The sequence below is a fragment of the Stenotrophomonas sp. genome, assembly GCF_032103445.1.
Lineage (GTDB): Bacteria > Pseudomonadota > Gammaproteobacteria > Xanthomonadales > Xanthomonadaceae > Stenotrophomonas.
The window spans coordinates 17,727-34,503 of sequence record NZ_DAMDFR010000003.1; the positions used below are offsets into that span (position 1 = coordinate 17,727).

General features: G+C 66.6%; 12 protein-coding genes. 10 read left to right on the forward strand and 2 right to left on the reverse strand.

All coding sequences use genetic code 11. From position 1 onward, the window contains the following. Positions 1-103: 103 nt before the first annotated feature. The 5 genes from RT551_RS01800 (at position 104) to RT551_RS01820 (ending at position 6,265) form a co-directional block, all read left to right on the forward strand. The gene (locus RT551_RS01800) at positions 104-1,279 is read left to right on the forward strand and encodes a phosphoglycerate kinase (protein WP_313455297.1); all 1,176 of its coding nucleotides are present in this window, start codon (positions 104-106) and stop codon (positions 1,277-1,279) included. Further along, positions 1,279-1,962 (forward strand): HAD hydrolase-like protein, encoded by a 684-nt coding sequence (locus RT551_RS01805; RefSeq protein WP_313455298.1) that lies wholly within the window; start codon positions 1,279-1,281, stop codon positions 1,960-1,962. The genes RT551_RS01800 and RT551_RS01805 overlap by 1 nt, the downstream gene beginning before the upstream one ends. Before the next feature lie 224 nt (positions 1,963-2,186). After that, positions 2,187-3,653: a pyruvate kinase gene (pyk, locus tag RT551_RS01810; RefSeq protein ID WP_313455300.1), complete on the forward strand. Its 1,467-nt coding sequence runs from the start codon at positions 2,187-2,189 to the stop codon at positions 3,651-3,653. A gap of 140 nt (positions 3,654-3,793) precedes the next feature. Beyond that, the gene (locus RT551_RS01815; protein WP_313455302.1) at positions 3,794-4,798 is read left to right on the forward strand and encodes a class I fructose-bisphosphate aldolase; all 1,005 of its coding nucleotides are present in this window, start codon (positions 3,794-3,796) and stop codon (positions 4,796-4,798) included. Between the two features lie 243 nt (positions 4,799-5,041). After that, a complete protein-coding gene (locus RT551_RS01820) occupies positions 5,042-6,265 on the forward strand; it encodes a M1 family metallopeptidase (RefSeq protein ID WP_313455463.1) in 1,224 nt (407 codons plus the stop codon). A 143-nt stretch (positions 6,266-6,408) separates the two neighbouring features. Here RT551_RS01820 and RT551_RS01825 read toward each other — a convergent pair whose 3' ends face one another. Both RT551_RS01825 and cysK read right to left on the reverse strand, forming a co-directional pair. Then, entirely contained in the window at positions 6,409-7,005 is a 597-nt protein-coding gene (locus RT551_RS01825) for an O-acetyl-ADP-ribose deacetylase (RefSeq protein WP_313455304.1), read from the reverse strand. A 180-nt stretch (positions 7,006-7,185) separates the two neighbouring features. Beyond that, positions 7,186-8,145 (reverse strand): cysteine synthase A, encoded by a 960-nt coding sequence (cysK, locus tag RT551_RS01830; protein WP_311192413.1) that lies wholly within the window; start codon positions 8,143-8,145, stop codon positions 7,186-7,188. 172 nt (positions 8,146-8,317) lie between these two features. On the opposite strand from cysK, the gene RT551_RS01835 reads away from it, so the two are divergent. The 5 genes from RT551_RS01835 to RT551_RS01855 all read left to right on the forward strand — a co-directional run bounded on the left by RT551_RS01835 (position 8,318) and on the right by RT551_RS01855 (position 16,674). Beyond that, positions 8,318-9,301: a LysR family transcriptional regulator gene (locus RT551_RS01835; RefSeq protein WP_313455307.1), complete on the forward strand. Its 984-nt coding sequence runs from the start codon at positions 8,318-8,320 to the stop codon at positions 9,299-9,301. Between the two features lie 178 nt (positions 9,302-9,479). Continuing rightward, positions 9,480-9,887 carry a hypothetical protein gene (locus tag RT551_RS01840; RefSeq protein WP_313455465.1) on the forward strand — a complete coding sequence of 136 codons (408 nt, stop codon included), beginning with the start codon at positions 9,480-9,482 and terminating at the stop codon, positions 9,885-9,887. A 76-nt stretch (positions 9,888-9,963) separates the two neighbouring features. Next, complete coding sequence (locus tag RT551_RS01845) at positions 9,964-12,024, forward strand: TonB-dependent copper receptor (RefSeq protein WP_313455308.1); 2,061 nt, start codon at positions 9,964-9,966, stop codon at positions 12,022-12,024. A gap of 412 nt (positions 12,025-12,436) precedes the next feature. Then, positions 12,437-13,552, forward strand: a complete 1,116-nt coding sequence (locus tag RT551_RS01850) for an efflux RND transporter periplasmic adaptor subunit (protein ID WP_313455309.1) — start codon at positions 12,437-12,439, stop codon at positions 13,550-13,552. Continuing rightward, on the forward strand, positions 13,549-16,674 hold the full coding sequence (locus RT551_RS01855; RefSeq protein WP_313455311.1) for an efflux RND transporter permease subunit: 3,126 nt from the start codon (positions 13,549-13,551) through the stop codon (positions 16,672-16,674). Before RT551_RS01850 ends, RT551_RS01855 begins: the two co-directional genes overlap by 4 nt. The last annotated feature ends 103 nt before the right edge of the window (positions 16,675-16,777 follow it).

The window sequence follows — 16,777 nt, forward strand, 5'->3', positions numbered from 1 at the left end:
AGGGCCGGCCAACGGCCGGCGCTACCGGGACACATGACCGTTACAATGGCTGCTGCGCGCCGTGCGCGGCGCCCTTTCCTTTTCCGTCAAGAGCTGCTGCCCCATGTCCATCGTCCGCATGACCGACCTCGACCTTTCCGGCAAGCGTGTGCTGATCCGCCAGGACCTGAACGTGCCGATCGAGAACGGCCGCATCACCTCCGAACAGCGCATCACCGCCTCGCTGCCGACCCTGAAGCGGGCACTGGAGCAGGGCGCAGCGGTCATGGTGACCTCGCACCTGGGCCGTCCGAAGGAAGGCGTGTGGAGCGAAGCCGATTCGCTGGCTCCGGTAGCCCAGCGTCTGTCCGAACTGCTGGGTGTGCAGGTGCCGCTGGTGCGCGACTGGGTCGACGGCGTGGAGGTGGCCCCGGGATCGATCGTGCTGCTGGAAAACTGCCGCATGAACGTGGGCGAGGGCAAGGACGATGAAGCGCTGTCGAAGAAGTACGCCGCGCTGTGCGACGTGTTCGTGATGGATGCCTTCGGCACCGCGCACCGTGCGCAGGCCTCCACCCATGGCGTGATCCGCTTCGCCCCGGTGGCCGCCGGTGGCCCGCTGCTGATGGCCGAACTGGACGCGCTGGCCCAGGCCCTGCATGCGCCGGCACAGCCGCTGCTGGCCATCGTCGCCGGCAGCAAGGTCAGCACCAAGCTGGAACTGCTGGCCAACCTGGTTGGCAAGGTCGACCAGCTGATCGTCGGTGGTGGTATCGCCAACACCTTCATTGCCGCCGCCGGCTACCCGGTGGGCAAGTCGCTGTACGAACCGGATCTGCTGGATACCGCGAAGAAGATCGTGGCCGATGCCAAAGCCCGCGGTGCGGACATTCCGCTGCCCACCGACGTGGTGGTCGCCAAGCAGTTCCTGCCGGACGCCCCGGCCTCGGTGAAGGCGGTCAGCGAGGTCGCCGAAGATGACCTGATCCTGGACATCGGCCCGCAGACCGCGCAGCACTACGCTGGCTTGATCGCCAAGGCCGGCACCGTGGTCTGGAACGGCCCGGTCGGCGTGTTCGAGTTTGAAGCCTTCAGCCACGGCACCGAAGCGTTGGCCAAGGCCATTGCATCCTCGCCGGCGTTCTCCATTGCCGGTGGTGGTGACACCCTCGCTGCAGTGGACAAGTTCGATATCGCCGACCAGGTCAGCTACATCTCTACTGGTGGCGGTGCGTTCCTGGAGTTCCTGGAAGGCAAGACGCTGCCGGCGGTGGCGGCACTTGAAGCCCGAGGCAATTGATGTCGCTGATCCATCCCGGCATGGTCGCCACCCATGCCGGGCATGAACCCGACACCCTGTTCTTCGACCTCGACGGCACGCTGATCGACTCAGCGGTCGGCATCACCCAGTGCGTGGCGCATGCGTTGACCCAGATGGGTCAGCCGGTGCCGCCGCAGGAGGAACTGCGGCGCTGGATCGGTCCGTCGCTGCGGACCAGCTTTGCGCCGTTGTTCAATGATCCTGAGAAAGTGGAGCAGGCGGTCACGTACTACCGCGAGCGCTTCGATGTGGTCGGCTGGCGCGAGCACGAGGTCTACGCCGGCATCGGCCAGGTGGTGAAGGACCTGCACGCACGCGGACATCGTCTGGCGATCGTGACCGCCAAGAACGAACCGCATGCGCGGCGCATCGTCGAGCATCTGCCGTTTGGCAGCTGTTTCGAGGACGTGATCGGCGCGACCATCGATGGCAGCCGCAGCGAGAAGCCGCAACTCGTGGCCGAAGCCCTGCGACGGCTGCAGTTGCCGGCGCAGCAGTGCTGGATGATCGGCGACCGCCGCATGGATATCGAGGGTGCGCGGCATCACCAGATGCGCAACATCGGCGTGTTGTGGGGGTTTGGTGGGGCGGCGGAACTGCAGGCGGCGGGTGCGCAACATCTGGCCGCGGCACCGGACGCGTTGTTGTCATTGCTGGCCTGAACAGGCCGGAACGGCAGCGGGGCAAGCCCCGCTCTACGGTGTAGGGCGGGCGGCGGCGATCCGTACGCCGCCGCATGTCGTGGGCAGGACCTGCGCTGTCCTGTCCCGGCCTTCGGGACTGTCCGTAGGACATCTGCGAAACCCAGCAGGCGCAAAGGTGTAAACGTATTCATGGGGCGTGAAGGGTGTGCTAATTTTGACCCTTTCCAGGGAGCCCTTTAACCATGATTGAGCGTCAGCGTCGCACCAAGATCCTCGCCACCCTCGGGCCGGCAACAGACAAGCCCGGCGTGCTGGAGGATCTGTTCCGCGCCGGCGTCAATGTGGTGCGGCTGAATTTCAGTCACGGTGACCCATCCGGCCAGGCCAAGCGTGCCGCCGATGTACGTGCTGCTGCCGCGCGGGTGGGCGTGGAAGTGGGCATCCTGGCCGACCTGCCGGGTCCGAAGATCCGCATCGAGCGCTTTGCCGAAGGCAAGATCACGCTGAAGGCCGGCGACCGTTTCGACTTGGTTGCCTCGCCGGATGCACCGGCCGGTGACACCACCCAGGTGGGCGTGAGCTACCTCGGCCTGCCGCAGGATGTGGGTCCGGGCGACGTGCTGCTGCTCGACGATGGCCTGATGCAGCTGCAGGTGGTCGAAGTGCAGGGCGAACGCATCATCAACACCGTGCTCAACGACGGCGTGCTGTCTGACCGCAAGGGCCTGAACAAGCAGGGCGGTGGCCTGTCGCTGGGCGCGCTGACCGAGCGCGACAAGGAACTGATCGGCATCGTCGCCAAGATCGGCGTGGACTTCATTGCGGTCTCGTTCTGCCGCAACGCGCAGGACATGAACGACGCCCGCGCCATCGCCCAGCAGCACGGCTGCGATGCGGCGCTGGTGTCGAAGATCGAGCGCACGGAAGCCATCGAGAATCTGGAAGAGATCGTCGATGCCAGCGACGTGGTGATGGTGGCGCGAGGCGACCTCGGCGTGGAAATCGGCGACGCCGAACTGCCGGGCCTGCAGAAGAAGATCATCAAGGCCTCGCTGGCCCAGAACAAGGTGGTGATCACCGCCACGCAGATGCTGCAGTCGATGGTCGAAAGTCCGATCCCGACCCGCGCCGAAGTACTGGACGTGGCCAACTCGGTGATCGACGGTACCGACGCGGTGATGCTGTCGGCCGAAACCGCGGCCGGTGCGTACCCGGTCAAGGCAGTCGAAGCGATGGCGCGTATCTGCCTGGGTGCAGAGCGTCAGTTCCAGACCGAAACCGACTTCGGCGCGTCGCCGCGCAACCTGGAACGTGCCGACCAGGCCATTGCCATGGCCACGATGTTCCTGTCCCAGCACGTGGGCGTGCGCGCCATCGTGGCGATGACCGAATCCGGTGGCACCGCGCGCTACCTGTCGCGCTTCCGTGCCTCGGCCCCGGTGTTCGCGGTGACCCGTCACGACGGCGCACGCCGCCAGATGGCGCTGATGCGCGACGTGTTCCCGATCAACTTCGACAGCCGCGGCCTGACCCCGCGTGAAGCCGCGCGCGGCAGCATCCGCCTGCTGGTGGAAGCGGATCGCCTGCAGGCCGGCGACCGCGTGGTGTTCACCAGTGGCGAGCACATGGAGACCCACGGCGCGACCAACACCCTGCGCCTGCTGGAAGTAGGCGCGGACGGCCGCGCCAGCGGCCTGGGCGACCTGTAGAGCCGGGCTTGCCCGGCTGATGCAACCGACGCACAGCCGGGCCATGCCCGGCTGAAAGCGTTTCCAAAATCCGTGGACAGCCAGTTCAGGGAAGGGCGGGTCTATAATTGCGGTTTTCCCGCACCCGCCACAGGAAATACATGAGCATCGAACAGCTGGCCGAAACCGCCCAGGCCATGGTCGCCCCCGGCAAGGGCATCATCGCCATCGACGAATCCACCGGTACCATCGCCAAGCGCTTTGCCAGCGTGGGCATCGAGAACACCGAAGAGAACCGTCGCGCCTACCGCGAGCTGCTGCTGACCACGCCGAAGCTCAACGAGCACATTTCCGGCGCGATCCTGTACGACGAAACCATCCGCCAGTCGACCAAGGACGGCGTGCCGTTCGCCAAGTACATGGCCGATCACGGCATGATTCCGGGCATCAAGGTCGACAAGGGTGCCCACCCGCTGGCCGGCTGCCCGGGCGAACTGGTCACCGAAGGCCTGGACGGCCTGCGTGAGCGCCTGCAGGAGTACTACAAGCTGGGTGCCCGTTTCGCCAAGTGGCGCGCGGTGATCAACATCGGTGAAAGCATCCCGTCGGGCACCTGCATCGAGTCCAACGCCCACGCGCTGGCCCGCTATGCAGCGCTGTGCCAGGAATGCGGCCTGGTGCCGATGGTCGAGCCGGAAGTGATCATGGACGGCGAACACGATATCGAAACCTGTTACGAAGTCACCGAAGCTACCCTGCGTTCGCTGTTCGACGCGCTGTACCAGCAGAACGTGTTGCTGGAAGGCACCATCCTGAAGGCCTCGATGGTCATCGCCGGCAAGGGCAGCGAAGAGCAGGCCGACGTCGAAGAAGTGGCCGAGTCCACCGTGATGTGCCTGAAGAGCACCGTGCCGGCGATCCTGCCGGGCGTGGTGTTCCTGTCGGGTGGTCAGAGCGACGAGCAGTCCACCGCACACCTGAACGCGATGAACCAGATGGGCAACCTGCCGTGGCCGCTGAGCTTCTCCTACGGCCGCGCCATGCAGCAGGCCGCACTGAAGCTGTGGGCCAAGGACATGAAGGCCAACTACGCCGCCGCACAGAAGACCGTGTTCGAGCGTGCCAAGGAAAACGGCCAGGCCGCCCTGGGCAAGTGGAACGGCTGATCCACGCCTGATCCACTGCAGTAAAAAAGAATCCGGTGCCGGCCCGCCCTGCACCGGATTTTTTATGCCCACGTAGAGCCGGGCTTGCCCGGCTGCCGTTCGCGGAACACCCACAACACGCGATCACATCTGGCACGATGCGAAACTCGCACTCCGAACGGACTCCCCGCAATGCGCGCCTGGCTACTCATTGCGTTTCTGCTTCCCACTTCGGCACTGGCCTCAAAAGACCGCGCCGTAGACATCCTCCACTACGACGTCGCACTCGTCCCCGACATCGCGGGTAAACGCGTAACCGGACAGATGTCGGTAACACTGAAACCCACGCACAACGACGTCACCGCAGTGTTCCTCGACAGCGGCGAACTGAACGTCACCTCGGTCACCCACAACGACCGCGCCTTGGCCTTCGAACAACACAACGGCCACCTGCGCATCAGGCTCGATCAACCCGCGCCCACGGACGCGCCGACTACGCTGCACCTCCGCTACGAGGGCGCACCACCGTTCGGCCTGGAATTCGCCCCGGATCGCGACGAGGTCTACACCGTTTTCTCCACCAGCCAATGGATGCCGTCGGTGGATGCCCCGGATGAACGTGCAACCCTCGCGCTGTCACTGACCCTGCCGCCAGAACTGAAAGCCGCAGGCACTGGCCGCGCGATGCCATCGCGCACGTTGCCGGACGGACGGGTAGAGCACCGCTGGATGCTGGCATCGCCGATGCCGGCCTATGTGTACGGATTCGCAGCAGGCCGCTACCAGCAGGCCGCGCTGCCGCACGGCAAAAGCACGCTGCACCTGCTGTCGGTCAACCGCTCACCGCAGCAGCTGAAACAGATCTTCGCCCGCACCGGCGACATGCTCGCTTTCTTCGCCGACAAGTCCGGATTGCCCTATCAAGGCGACTACAGCCAGGCATTGGTGGCACGCACCATCGGCCAGGAAATGGCCGGGCTGTCAGTGATGTCCGAGGCGTACGGTGCCGAGGTACTGGATAAGCCGGATCAGATCGCGCTGGTCGCGCACGAAGCGGCGCACCAGTGGTGGGGCAACCGGGTGACCTGCGCGGGCTGGGAGCACTTCTGGCTCAACGAAGGGTTCGCCAACTTCATGACCGCGGCGTACCTGCAGCATGCGCAGGGCGAGGCGGGGTACCAGGCGAAGATCAAAGCGTGGCGCGAGCGGGTGGAATTACTGCGCGCGAAAGGCGCGGATCGCCCGCTGGTCTATCCGGACTGGAAGGCACCGACCGCGGATGATCGTGCGGTGGTGTACCAGAAAGGGGCGTATGTGCTGCATCTGCTGCGCGCGGAAATGGGCGAGGACGCGTTCTGGCGGGGCATTCGTGCCTATACGCAGGCGAATGATGGACGCCCGGTGGTGACTGCTGATTTCCAGCGCGCGATGGAGCAGGCGGCAGGTCGCTCGTTGCAGCCGTTCTTCGGTGAATGGATATACCCGTAGAGCCACGCCCTGCGTGGCTGCTCTTCGTCCAACACCGCGAAGCCACGCAGGGCGTGGCTCTACGGCCAATTCAGCATCGCGAAGCCACGCAGGGCGTGGCTCTACGGCCAATTCAGCATCGCGAAGCCACGCAGGGCGTGGCTCTACGGCGCGGTGGCTGGCAACGCCATACCCATACCGGGCATCGGCAAGGACCCCGCCACTTCCACCGGCTGCCCCAATGCAGCCAAGGCCGACTGATACGCCTTGAACGTGGCCGCGTTGTAGGCCACCAGGATGATCCGCTGCGGTTCGCGGTGCGAGCGCTGCCACGCCAGCGTCTCCGTCGCGGCAATGTGTGCGGCCTGGTGCAGCGGATAACCGAACACGCCGCAGCTGATCGCCGGGAAGGCAATGGAATGCAGGCCCAGGCTTTCGGCCAGCTGCAGGGACTTCCAGTAGCAGTTGGCCAGCAGTTCCGGTTCGGCGCGGGTGCCGTCGTTCCAGACCGGGCCGACCGTGTGCAGCACATGCCGGGCCGGCAGGTTGTACGCTGCCGTGGCACGTACTTCGCCGGTGGGGCAGCGGACGCCCGGCCTCACTTCTGGCAGCGCCGCGCATTCGGCCAGCAGCTGCGGGCCTGCGGCCCGATGGATTGCACCGTCCACCCCACCCCCGCCAAGCAGGGATTCGTTGGCCGCATTGACGATCGCATCCACCTCCAGGGTCGTGATGTCGCCCTGCCACACTTCGATCTTCATGCGTGCCGCTCCTTTTGATGCCGGGCCGTACTGGGGGAGATTGCTGCCTGGCTTCACGGTAACCGGCGGCAGGTAGAGACTGCGTCATTGCCGTCTCAGACCGTGCGACCCGGCCCCGCAAAGGAAAACGCCCACCGTGAAGGTGGGCGTGGGGTGGGGCGCAGCGGGGCAAGCCCCGCTCTACGGTGTACCCGCCAGCCACTCGTCGTCCGACCCCTCATTGATATCCGCGAACAGCGGCGTGGAGAAGTACCGCTCGCCGGTGTCCGGCAACATCGCCAGCAACACGCTGCCCGGTTCAGCCTTGGCCGCCACATCCAGCGCACTGGCCACCGTGGCACCGGCCGAGATCCCGACAAAGATCCCTTCCTCTGCCGCCAGCCGGCGCGAGGTCTCGATCGCGCGGGCATCATCGATGTTCAGCAACTGGTCGTACACCTCGCGGTTCAGCACATCCGGCACGAAGTCCGGGGTCCAGCCCTGGATCTTGTGCGGCTTCCACTCGGCCCCCCCCAGCAGGGCTGCGCCTTCCGGCTCGGTGGCGATGATCCGGGTTTCCGGGCGGGCCACCTTCAGCACTTCGCCCACGCCGGTCAGAGTGCCGCCAGTGCCCCAGCCGGTCACGAAGTAGTCCAGCCGCTTGCCGGCGAAGTCGCGCAGGATCTCCGCGGCGGTCGTGTTGCGGTGGTAGGCCGGATTGGCCGGGTTGGTGAACTGGCTGGCCAGGAACCAGCCGTGCTCCTCGGCCAGTTCCTTGGCCCGGCGCACCATGCCCGAGCCGCGCTCGGCCGCCGGGGTCAGGATCACCTTGGCCCCGTAGGCGCGCATCAGCTTGCGGCGCTCGATAGAGAAGGTTTCCACCATGGTGGCGACGAACTTGTAGCCGCGTGCCGCAGCCACCATCGCCAGGGCCACGCCGGTGTTGCCGGAGGTGGCTTCCACGATGGTGTCGCCGGGCTTGAGCAGGCCGCGCGCTTCGGCGTCCAGGATGATTGCCAGCGCCAGGCGGTCCTTGACCGAACCGCCGGGATTGAACGACTCGACCTTGGCATACAGGGTGACGTGCTCGGGGGCGATCCGGTTCAGGCGCACCACCGGGGTGTTGCCAACAGTGTCCAGGATCGAGTTGTACAGGGCCATGGGATGCTCCACAGTAAACGTAAGGGGGCCGGGCGGCTCAGCGCTGACCGTAGCGCTGGCATATGACCGCGCGAAATGACCTGATTACCTTCATAAACAACGTTTGGTTATAAGCTGGTGACGGCAACTGTCTTACAGTCATGCCGTCCCTTTCCCTGCCTGCGGCACGCCCATGACGCTGACCCAACTCCGTTACCTGGTCGCCATCGCCGACGCCGAGCTCAACATCACCCTGGCCGCCTCGCGGGTGCATGCCACCCAGCCGGGCCTGTCCAAGCAGCTCAAGCAGCTGGAGGACGAACTGGGGTTCCTGTTGTTTGTACGTAAAGGGCGCAGCCTGGAGGCCGTGACCCCGGCCGGGGTGGAGGTGATCGGCCGCGCCCGCGCGGTACTGGCCGAGGCCAACAACATCCGCACCTACGCCGCCAACCAGCGCCGCGAAAGCCAGGGCCAGCTGATTCTGACCACCACCCACACCCAGGCCCGCTTCGTGCTGCCGCCGGCGGTGGCACGGATCAAGCAGGCCTACCCGCAGGTCAGCGTGCACCTGCAGCAGGCGGCCGAGAGCGACGCGCTGGATCTGCTCAGCCAGGGCGATGCCGATATCGCCATCATCTCCACCGCCGGGGCCGAACCTACCGCCGGGCTGGCCATTCCGCTGTACCGCTGGCGGCGGCTGGTGCTGGTGCCGCGCGGGCATGCGCTGGACCGCCCGGGTGCCGCGCCGGACCTGAATGCGCTGGCCGGGCAGCCGCTGATCAGCTACGAGTCGTCCACGCGCGGCAGTTCGTCGCTGCAGCGCGCGTTTGCGGCCTCCGGGCTGACCCCCGACATCGCGTTGACCGCGCTGGATGCCGACCTGATCAAGACCTATGTGCGCACCGGTCTGGGTGTGGGCCTGCTGGCGGAAATGGCGGTCAATGCCAGCGATGAAGACCTGCGCGCGTGGCCGGCCCCGGCTCCGATTGATGAATGCATTGCCTGGGCAGTGTTGCCGCGCGACCGGGTGCTGCGTGATTACGCGCTGGAGCTGGTGCACGTGCTGGCCCCGCAGATCGACACGCGCGACCTGCGCCGGGTGATTGATGGGAACCAGGAGGCGAACTGGCCGGTGCCGCCCACGTGGGAAGAGCTGACGCAAACCATCACCGTCTAGCGACGGCGATGGTTTGCCCGCGCAACCGGTCCGGGCCCCAACGTGCCGTTGCCCGGCCCTGCGACGCTTGGTCGCACGCGGCGTTCGGCCGCATCGCGGTCGCTACAATTCCCCGGTGAACCGCCGTCGCCGTCCCTATGCCTTCCTGCTACAGCTCGCCTTTGTGGCGACGCTGCTGATGGCGCTGGCTCCGCTGCTGAGCCGCTGGCAGCAGGCGCACGGTGACCCGGTGATGCTGATGCCCAGCGGCATGGCGCATGTCATGCCTGCCTTGCCCAACGCCGATTCACCGCCACCGATGCACGACCACGCGGCAATGCATCACGGTGCATCGCATGCCATGCCGGATCACGCGCATCACGCGATGCCGGCCGAACCCGCGCCACCGCTGGACCCCCACGCCGGGCATGGTGAGGCCTGCGAATACTGCATGATGGCGTCACGGCTGATGCCGTGGCTGGCGGTCATCCTGGTGCTGCTGCCGGCCTTGCCGCGCATCGCGCCCCCGGTGCTACGCACCGTCCTGGCACCGCGCAGCCTGCGCTGGCCCGCCCACGCCGCCCGCGGTCCGCCACTGAACGCCTGAACACCGCCCACTGATTTTTCTGCTGTGCGCTGCCGTTCCGGCGGCGTGCACCTCCGCGTGTTCCTGGAGTTCCAACATGACGTTTGCTTCCCGTAACCCGGGCGCATTCACGCGCCTGTCTGTCTGCCTGTCCTTGGCATTGATCGCCCCCGCGCTGCATGCCGCCGAGCGTGACGACGCCCGCACGCTCGACACTCTGGTGGTCACCGCCGCCGCACCCTCGTCACCGCTGCAATGGGTCACCGACCCACGTCTGCCGCGCCAACCGGTGCCGGCCAGCGACGGAGCCGATTACCTCAAGACAGTTCCCGGCTTCTCCGCCATCCGCAACGGCGGCACCAACGGCGACCCGGTGCTGCGCGGCATGTTCGGTTCGCGCCTGAACATCGTCAGCAATGAAGGCAACCTGATCGGTGCCTGCCCCTCGCGCATGGACAACCCGCTGTCCTACATCGCCCCGGAAACCTTCGACCGCCTCACCATCATCAAGGGCCCGCAGAGCGTCCGTTGGGGAGCCGGTGCCTCCGCCGGCACCGTGCGTTTCGAGCGCGAAACGCCGCGCTTCGACGCCCCGGGCATCGACCTCGACGCCAGCGCCCTGGTCGGCTCGCGCAACCGCAACGACCAGGTACTCGACCTCACCGCCGGTGCTTCGCAGGGCTATGTGCGGGTCAACGGCAACCGCTCCGAAGCCGATGACTACAAAGACGGCAACGGTGATGTCGTGCCCTCGAAATGGCGCAAATGGAACAGCGACGTCGCCATCGGCTGGACACCGGACGCCGACACCGTGCTGGAGCTGTCCGCCGGCACCGGCGATGCCATCGCCCGCTATGCTGGACGTGGCATGGACGGTGCGGCGTTCAAGCGCACCAGCTACGCCGCCCGCTTCGAGAAGGACAACCTGCCCGGTGCGTGGGACAAGGTGCTCGCCAACGTCTACTACAACGACGCCGACCATCTGATGGACAACTACACCCTGCGCGAGCCGAACATGGCCAGCAGCATGCCCATGCCAATGGCGGCAAATGTCGATCGCCGCACTACCGGCGGCCGCGTCGCCGCCGAATGGCGCTGGCAGAACGTCGCCGTCGTCGCCGGCGTCGATGCCCAGGACAGCCGTCACCGCAGCCGCAGCGGCATGGGTCGCGACACCTATCGCCAGCAGCCGTGGAGCGTCGATGCCCGCTTTGAACAACGGGGTGTCTTCAGTGAGATCACCCTCGGCGAAGGCACGGCCCAGCGCTGGGTCGGCGGCCTGCGCATCGACCGCGCCGAGGTCACCGACGAGCGCGCCAGCGGCGGCATGATGGGCATGCCCAATCCCACCCTGGGCCAGACCCGTCGTGAAGATCTCGGCAGCGGTTTCTTCCGCTGGGAGCGCGATCTCAGCGGTGCACTCACCGCATACGCCGGTGTTGGCCACAGCGAGCGCATGCCCGACTACTGGGAACTGTTCTCGCCCGACAGCGGCCCTGGCGGCAGCATCAACGCGTTCAGCAGCATCCAGCCGGAAAAAACCACCCAGCTCGACCTCGGCCTGCAGTACCGCAGCGACCGTCTCGACGCCTGGGTCTCCGCCTATGCCGGCCGCATCCAGGACTACATCCTGTTTACCTATCACGCCGGCGGCATGATGGGCAGCAGCAGCCAGGCCAGCAACATCGACGCCCGAATCGCCGGTGCCGAAGCCGGCGCCGAACTGCAGGTCGGGCAGGGCTGGAAGCTGGGCAGCACCCTGGCTTATGCCTGGGGCGAGAATCGCAGTGACGGCACCGCACTGCCGCAGATGCCGCCGCTGGAAGCGAGGCTGACCGCCAACTGGGAGGGCGCGCGCTGGAGTGCCGGGGCGTTGGTTCGTGCGGTGGCGCACCAGCATCGCGTAGCAGCGGGGCAGGGCAATGTGGTGGCGCAGGATCTGGGGCCTAGCGCGGGGTTTGCCACGTTTGCGTTGAATGCGGCGTACCGGTTCAGTGACAGTCTTTCGGTCAGTGTCGGCGTCGACAATGTGTTTGATCGTGCTTACAGCGAACATCTGAATCTGGCTGGGAGTGCCGATTTCGGGTTCCCTGCGGATCCCGTGCGCATCAATGAGCCAGGTCGGACGGCTTGGTTGAAGGTGAATTACCGGTATTGAGGGTCGAGCGAACCGGGCACCGCGAAGCCACGCAGGGCGTGGCTCTACGGCCCATCAGTGCAGCGTAGCCATGCTGGAGGAGAGCCCCCTTCTTGTTGAAGGGGGCGCGCCGAAGGCGGGGGGTTAAGGTGGAATGCGCGGGTATCTCGAACCGCAGGTTTGAGATACCCCGGAGCGGGGCTGCCTGCCGGCCTCCCTGCACGGAACAAGCGAAACGCTGCACTTCGCGACCAAGCCCGAAGCATACCGACACGCACTGACACACGCCGACACACGCCCCGCATAGCCCAGCACGAAAGGGGTTTCCGGTGTCACCGTGCAGGCGTGAAGGCCCCGGTAAACGCTTGGCACATATGCCCTCACGGCTCGGCCGCTACACTCGGCCGTCGTAGAATCTTTGGGGTTGTTCTGCATGTTGGTACGCATCACCGCGCGCATCGCCGCTGGCCTGGGTCTGGCCCTTCTGGCCGCCTGTGGCAGCAAGGACGAGGCCGCTCGCCGGCAGGCTGAACAGGTTCCGGTAACCACCCAGGTGGTACAGACCTCTGCGTGGAACGACACCCTGCAGGCCCTCGGCACCGCCAAGGCGCGCGAATCCGTCACCGTCACCGCCAAGGTCAGCGAGATCATCGAGCAGGTTCACTTCGAAAGTGGCCAGCAGGTCGCCGCCGGCACCCCGCTGGTGACCCTGCGTGGCCAGGCCCAGGAAGCCGCCCTCGTCCAGGCCCAGGCCACCTTTGCCGAAGCCGACCAGCTGTACAGGCGCCAGCGCGAACTCGCCGCCCAGCAGCTCGTCGCCAGCGCCACCCTGGACACCCAGCGCGCCATCCGCGACGCCGCCGAAGCCCGCGTGCTGGAGATGAAATCCGACATCGGCGACCGCCGCGTGCGCGCGCCGTTCGCCGGCGTGCTCGGCATCCGCCAGGTCAGCGAAGGCTCGCTGGTCACCCCCACCACCGTCATCGCCACCCTCGACGACATCGAACGCATGCACGTCGACTTCCAGGTGCCCGAAGCCGAACTCGCCTCGCTCGCACAGGGCGACAAAGTCACCGCCACCAGCGTCGCCTATCCCGGCCGCACCTTCGAAGGCGAAGTGGCCACCATCGATACGCGCGTTGATCCCGGCACCCGTGCCGTCACCGTCCGCGCCGACTTCATCAACGCCGACCACGCCCTGCGCCCCGGCATGCTGCTGGATGTGCGCATGTTCCGCCCCGAGCGCCAGGCGCTGGTCATTCCCGAAATCGCCGTGGTCCAGGTTGGCCGCGAATCCTTCGTCTACCGGGTCAAGCCCGACCACACCGTGGAGCGCGTCGACGTGGTCAGCGGTGCCCGCCGCGCCGGTGTCGTTGAAATCCGCGAAGGCCTGAAGGCCGGCGACCGCATCGTCGTCGACGGCACCGGTAAGCTCCGCCCCGGTTTGAAGGTCAGTGACAGCCCGGCCGCCCCCGCAGCCGCCCCGGCTGCCACGCCCCCGCAGCCGCCCGCACAGAAGGCCACCGCTCCGGTGGACAGCGCCGGATGAAACTCTCCAACATCTCCATCCAGCGGCCGGTGTTCGCCGTGGTGATGAGCCTGCTGCTGGTGGTGCTCGGCATCATGTCGTTCACCCGGCTTACGCTGCGCGAACTGCCCGCCATCGACCCGCCGATCGTCTCGGTCTCGGTCGACTACACCGGTGCCTCCGCGGCCGTCATCGAAAGCCGCATCACCCAGGTGCTGGAAGACGCGCTGGCGGGTATTGAAGGCATCGACACCATCAACGCGCGCAGCTCCAACGGCCGCTCGCAGGTCAGCATCGAATTCACCTCCAACCGTGATATCGAAGCGGCCGCCAACGACGTGCGCGATGCGGTCAGCCGCGTGGCCGACCGCATGCCCGAAGAGGCGCGCCCGCCGGAAATCGCCAAGGTCGAGAGCGACGCCGACCCCATCATCTGGTTCAACATGACCTCCTCCAGCATGAACACGCTGGAGCTGAGCGATTACGCCGACCGCTATGTGGTGGATCGTTTCTCCAGCCTTGACGGCGTGGCCCAGGTCCGCATCGGTGGCCGCCAGCGCTATGCCATGCGAGTGTGGCTGGACCGCGACCAGCTGGCCGCACGCGGTTTCACCGTCGGTGACGTGGAAACCGCGCTGCGCAACGAGAACGTCGAACTGCCCGCCGGCCGCCTGGAATCCACCGACCGCGACTTCACCCTGCGCGTTGAGCGCAACTATGTGAAGCCGGAAGACTTCGCCACCATCCCGCTCGGCAAGGGCGCGGACGGCTACGTTGTGCGCATGGGCGACGTGGCCAAGATCGAACTCGCGTCCTCCGAACGTCGCGCTTACTACCGCAGCAACGGCGAGCCCGGCATCGGCCTGGGCATCGTCAAGACCTCCACCGCCAACTCGCTGGACGTGGCGCGTACCGCGCGCGCCGAAGCGGAGCGGGTCGGGCAGACCCTGCCGGACGGCACCCACATCTTCGTCGCCTTCGACAACACCACCTTCATTGAAGCCGCGGTGGATCGCGTCTACGCCACCCTGGTGGAGGCGATGCTGCTGGTGCTGGTGGTGATCTGGCTGTTCCTCGGCAGTTTCCGCGCCGCGCTGATTCCGGCCGTGACCGTGCCGGTGTGTCTGGTCGCCGCGTTCATCGCGCTGTACGCCTTCGGCTTCTCGATCAATCTGCTGACCCTGCTGGCATTGGTGCTGTGTATCGGGCTGGTGGTCGACGACGCGTTTGTGGTGGTGGAAAACGTGCAGCGCCGCATCGATCTTGGCGAACCGCCGCTGGTCGCATCCAAGCGCGGTACCGCGCAGGTGGCGTTCGCGGTGATCGCCACCACCGCGGTGCTGGTGGCGGTGTTCCTGCCGGTGGGCTTCCTGGAAGGCAACACCGGCCGCCTGTTCCGCGAACTGGCGGTGGCACTGGCCGCAGCCGTGGCGTTGTCGGCATTCGTGTCGCTGACGCTGACCCCGATGATGGCGTCCAAGCTGCTCAAGCCGCACAGCGGCCAGGCTCCGAAGGGCCTGCATGGCTTCATCAACCGCAACCTGGACCGCGTCTCGGCCAGCTACGGCCGCTTCCTGGATGCGCATGTGGGCCGCACCTGGGTCTACATCGTGGTGATGGTCCTGTCGCTGGCGGCCAGTGCACTGCTGCTGAAGGTGCTGCCGTCCGAGCTGGCCCCGGCCGAAGACCGTGGCTCGTTCCAGATCATGATCGATGGCCCCGAAGGCGCGGGCTATGACTACACCGTCGGCCAGGTGCAGCAGGTCGAGCAGATCGTCAGTGGCTTCGTCGGCGATGACAAGCCCATCGTCCGCGCCAACCCGCGCGTACCCGGCGGGTTCGGGGCCAGCGAGGAAATGCACACCGGCCGTATCAGCGTGTTCCTGCAGCCGTGGCGCGAGCGTGACACCAACACCATGGACGTGGCGGCGGACCTGCAGAAGCACCTGGATGTGATGCGCGGCGTGCGCGTACGCACCCAGGTCGGCGGCGGCCTGGTCCGCAGCCAGGGCCAGCCTTTCCAGATCGTGCTGGGTGGCCCGGAGTACGCCGAAATCGCCCAATGGCGCGACCGCATGCTGGCGCGCATGGCCGACAACCCCGGGCTGGTCGGGCCGGACTCGGATTACAAGGAAACCCGCCCGCAGATGCGGGTCAACATCGACCGCCAGCGTGCGGCAGACCTGGGCGTGTCAGTCACCGCGATCGGCTCGGCGCTGGAAACCATGATGGGCTCGCGCCGGGTTACCACCTTCGTCGACAACGGCGAGGAGTACGACGTGCTGGTCCAGGCCGGTCGCGAAGGCCGCGCCACCCCGGACGATCTGGCCGCGATCCGCGTGCGCGCCAGCAGTGGCGAACTGGTGCCGCTGTCCAACCTGGTCACCCTCAGTGAAGTCGCCGAGGCGGGCAACCTGAACCGCTTCAACCGCCTGCGCTCGATCACCATCAGTGCCGGCCTGGCCCCGGGCTACCCGCTGGGCGAGGCCATCGCCTGGGCGCAGCAGACCGCCCGCGAGGAGCTGCCGCAGCACGCCCAGATCGACTGGAAAGGCGAGTCGCGCGAGTACCAGAACGCCGGCAGCGCGGTGCTGCTGACCTTCGCCATGGCCCTGCTGGTGGTGTACCTGGTGCTCGCCGCGCAGTTTGAAAGCTTCATCCACCCGCTGGTGATCATGCTGACCGTGCCACTGGGCGTACTGGGCGCGTTGCTCGGCCTGTATGTGAGTGGCGGCACCATCAACCTGTTCAGCCAGATCGGCATCGTCATGCTGGTCGGCCTGGCGGCCAAAAACGGCATTCTGATTGTCGAATTCGCCAACCAGTTGCGCGATGAAGGGCGTGACGTGCACCGCGCCATCGTCGAGTCGTCGATGGTCCGCCTGCGCCCGATCCTGATGACCTCCATCGCCACCGTGGTCGGTGCCATCCCGCTGGTCGCTGCCGGCGGGCCGGGTTCGGCCAGCCGCGGCACCATCGGCATCGTGGTGATCTTCGGCGTCACCGTGTCCACGTTCCTGTCGCTGTTCGTGGTTCCGGCGTTCTACGCCGTGCTCGCCCCGTATACCCGCTCGCCCGAAGCCGTGGCCCGCGAGCTGGAGAAGCAGGAAGCCGAAACCCCGTCCGTAGGCGGTCACGCCTAACCTGAACGGTGCCAACCAACGGTTGGCACCTACCGGTGGGGCCTCCAATCAGCGAGAATCAAGGCGGTCCCTTCCAGCCGACGGGACGCCCTTCATTTTCCGC

Excerpts from the sequence above, each read along its gene's own strand:
- RT551_RS01800 (WP_313455297.1), top strand. The coding sequence starts at position 104 with ATGTCCATCGTCCGCATGACCGACCTCGACCTTTCCGGCAAGCGTGTG.
- RT551_RS01805 (WP_313455298.1), top strand. The coding sequence starts at position 1,279 with ATGTCGCTGATCCATCCCGGCATGGTCGCCACCCATGCCGGGCATGAA.
- pyk (WP_313455300.1), top strand. The coding sequence starts at position 2,187 with ATGATTGAGCGTCAGCGTCGCACCAAGATCCTCGCCACCCTCGGGCCG.
- RT551_RS01815 (WP_313455302.1), top strand. The coding sequence starts at position 3,794 with ATGAGCATCGAACAGCTGGCCGAAACCGCCCAGGCCATGGTCGCCCCC.
- RT551_RS01825 (WP_313455304.1), bottom strand. The coding sequence starts at position 7,005 with ATGAAGATCGAAGTGTGGCAGGGCGACATCACGACCCTGGAGGTGGAT.
- cysK (WP_311192413.1), bottom strand. The coding sequence starts at position 8,145 with ATGGCCCTGTACAACTCGATCCTGGACACTGTTGGCAACACCCCGGTG.
- RT551_RS01835 (WP_313455307.1), top strand. The coding sequence starts at position 8,318 with ATGACGCTGACCCAACTCCGTTACCTGGTCGCCATCGCCGACGCCGAG.
- RT551_RS01840 (WP_313455465.1), top strand. The coding sequence starts at position 9,480 with ATGGCGCTGGCTCCGCTGCTGAGCCGCTGGCAGCAGGCGCACGGTGAC.
- RT551_RS01845 (WP_313455308.1), top strand. The coding sequence starts at position 9,964 with ATGACGTTTGCTTCCCGTAACCCGGGCGCATTCACGCGCCTGTCTGTC.
- RT551_RS01850 (WP_313455309.1), top strand. The coding sequence starts at position 12,437 with ATGTTGGTACGCATCACCGCGCGCATCGCCGCTGGCCTGGGTCTGGCC.
- RT551_RS01855 (WP_313455311.1), top strand. The coding sequence starts at position 13,549 with ATGAAACTCTCCAACATCTCCATCCAGCGGCCGGTGTTCGCCGTGGTG.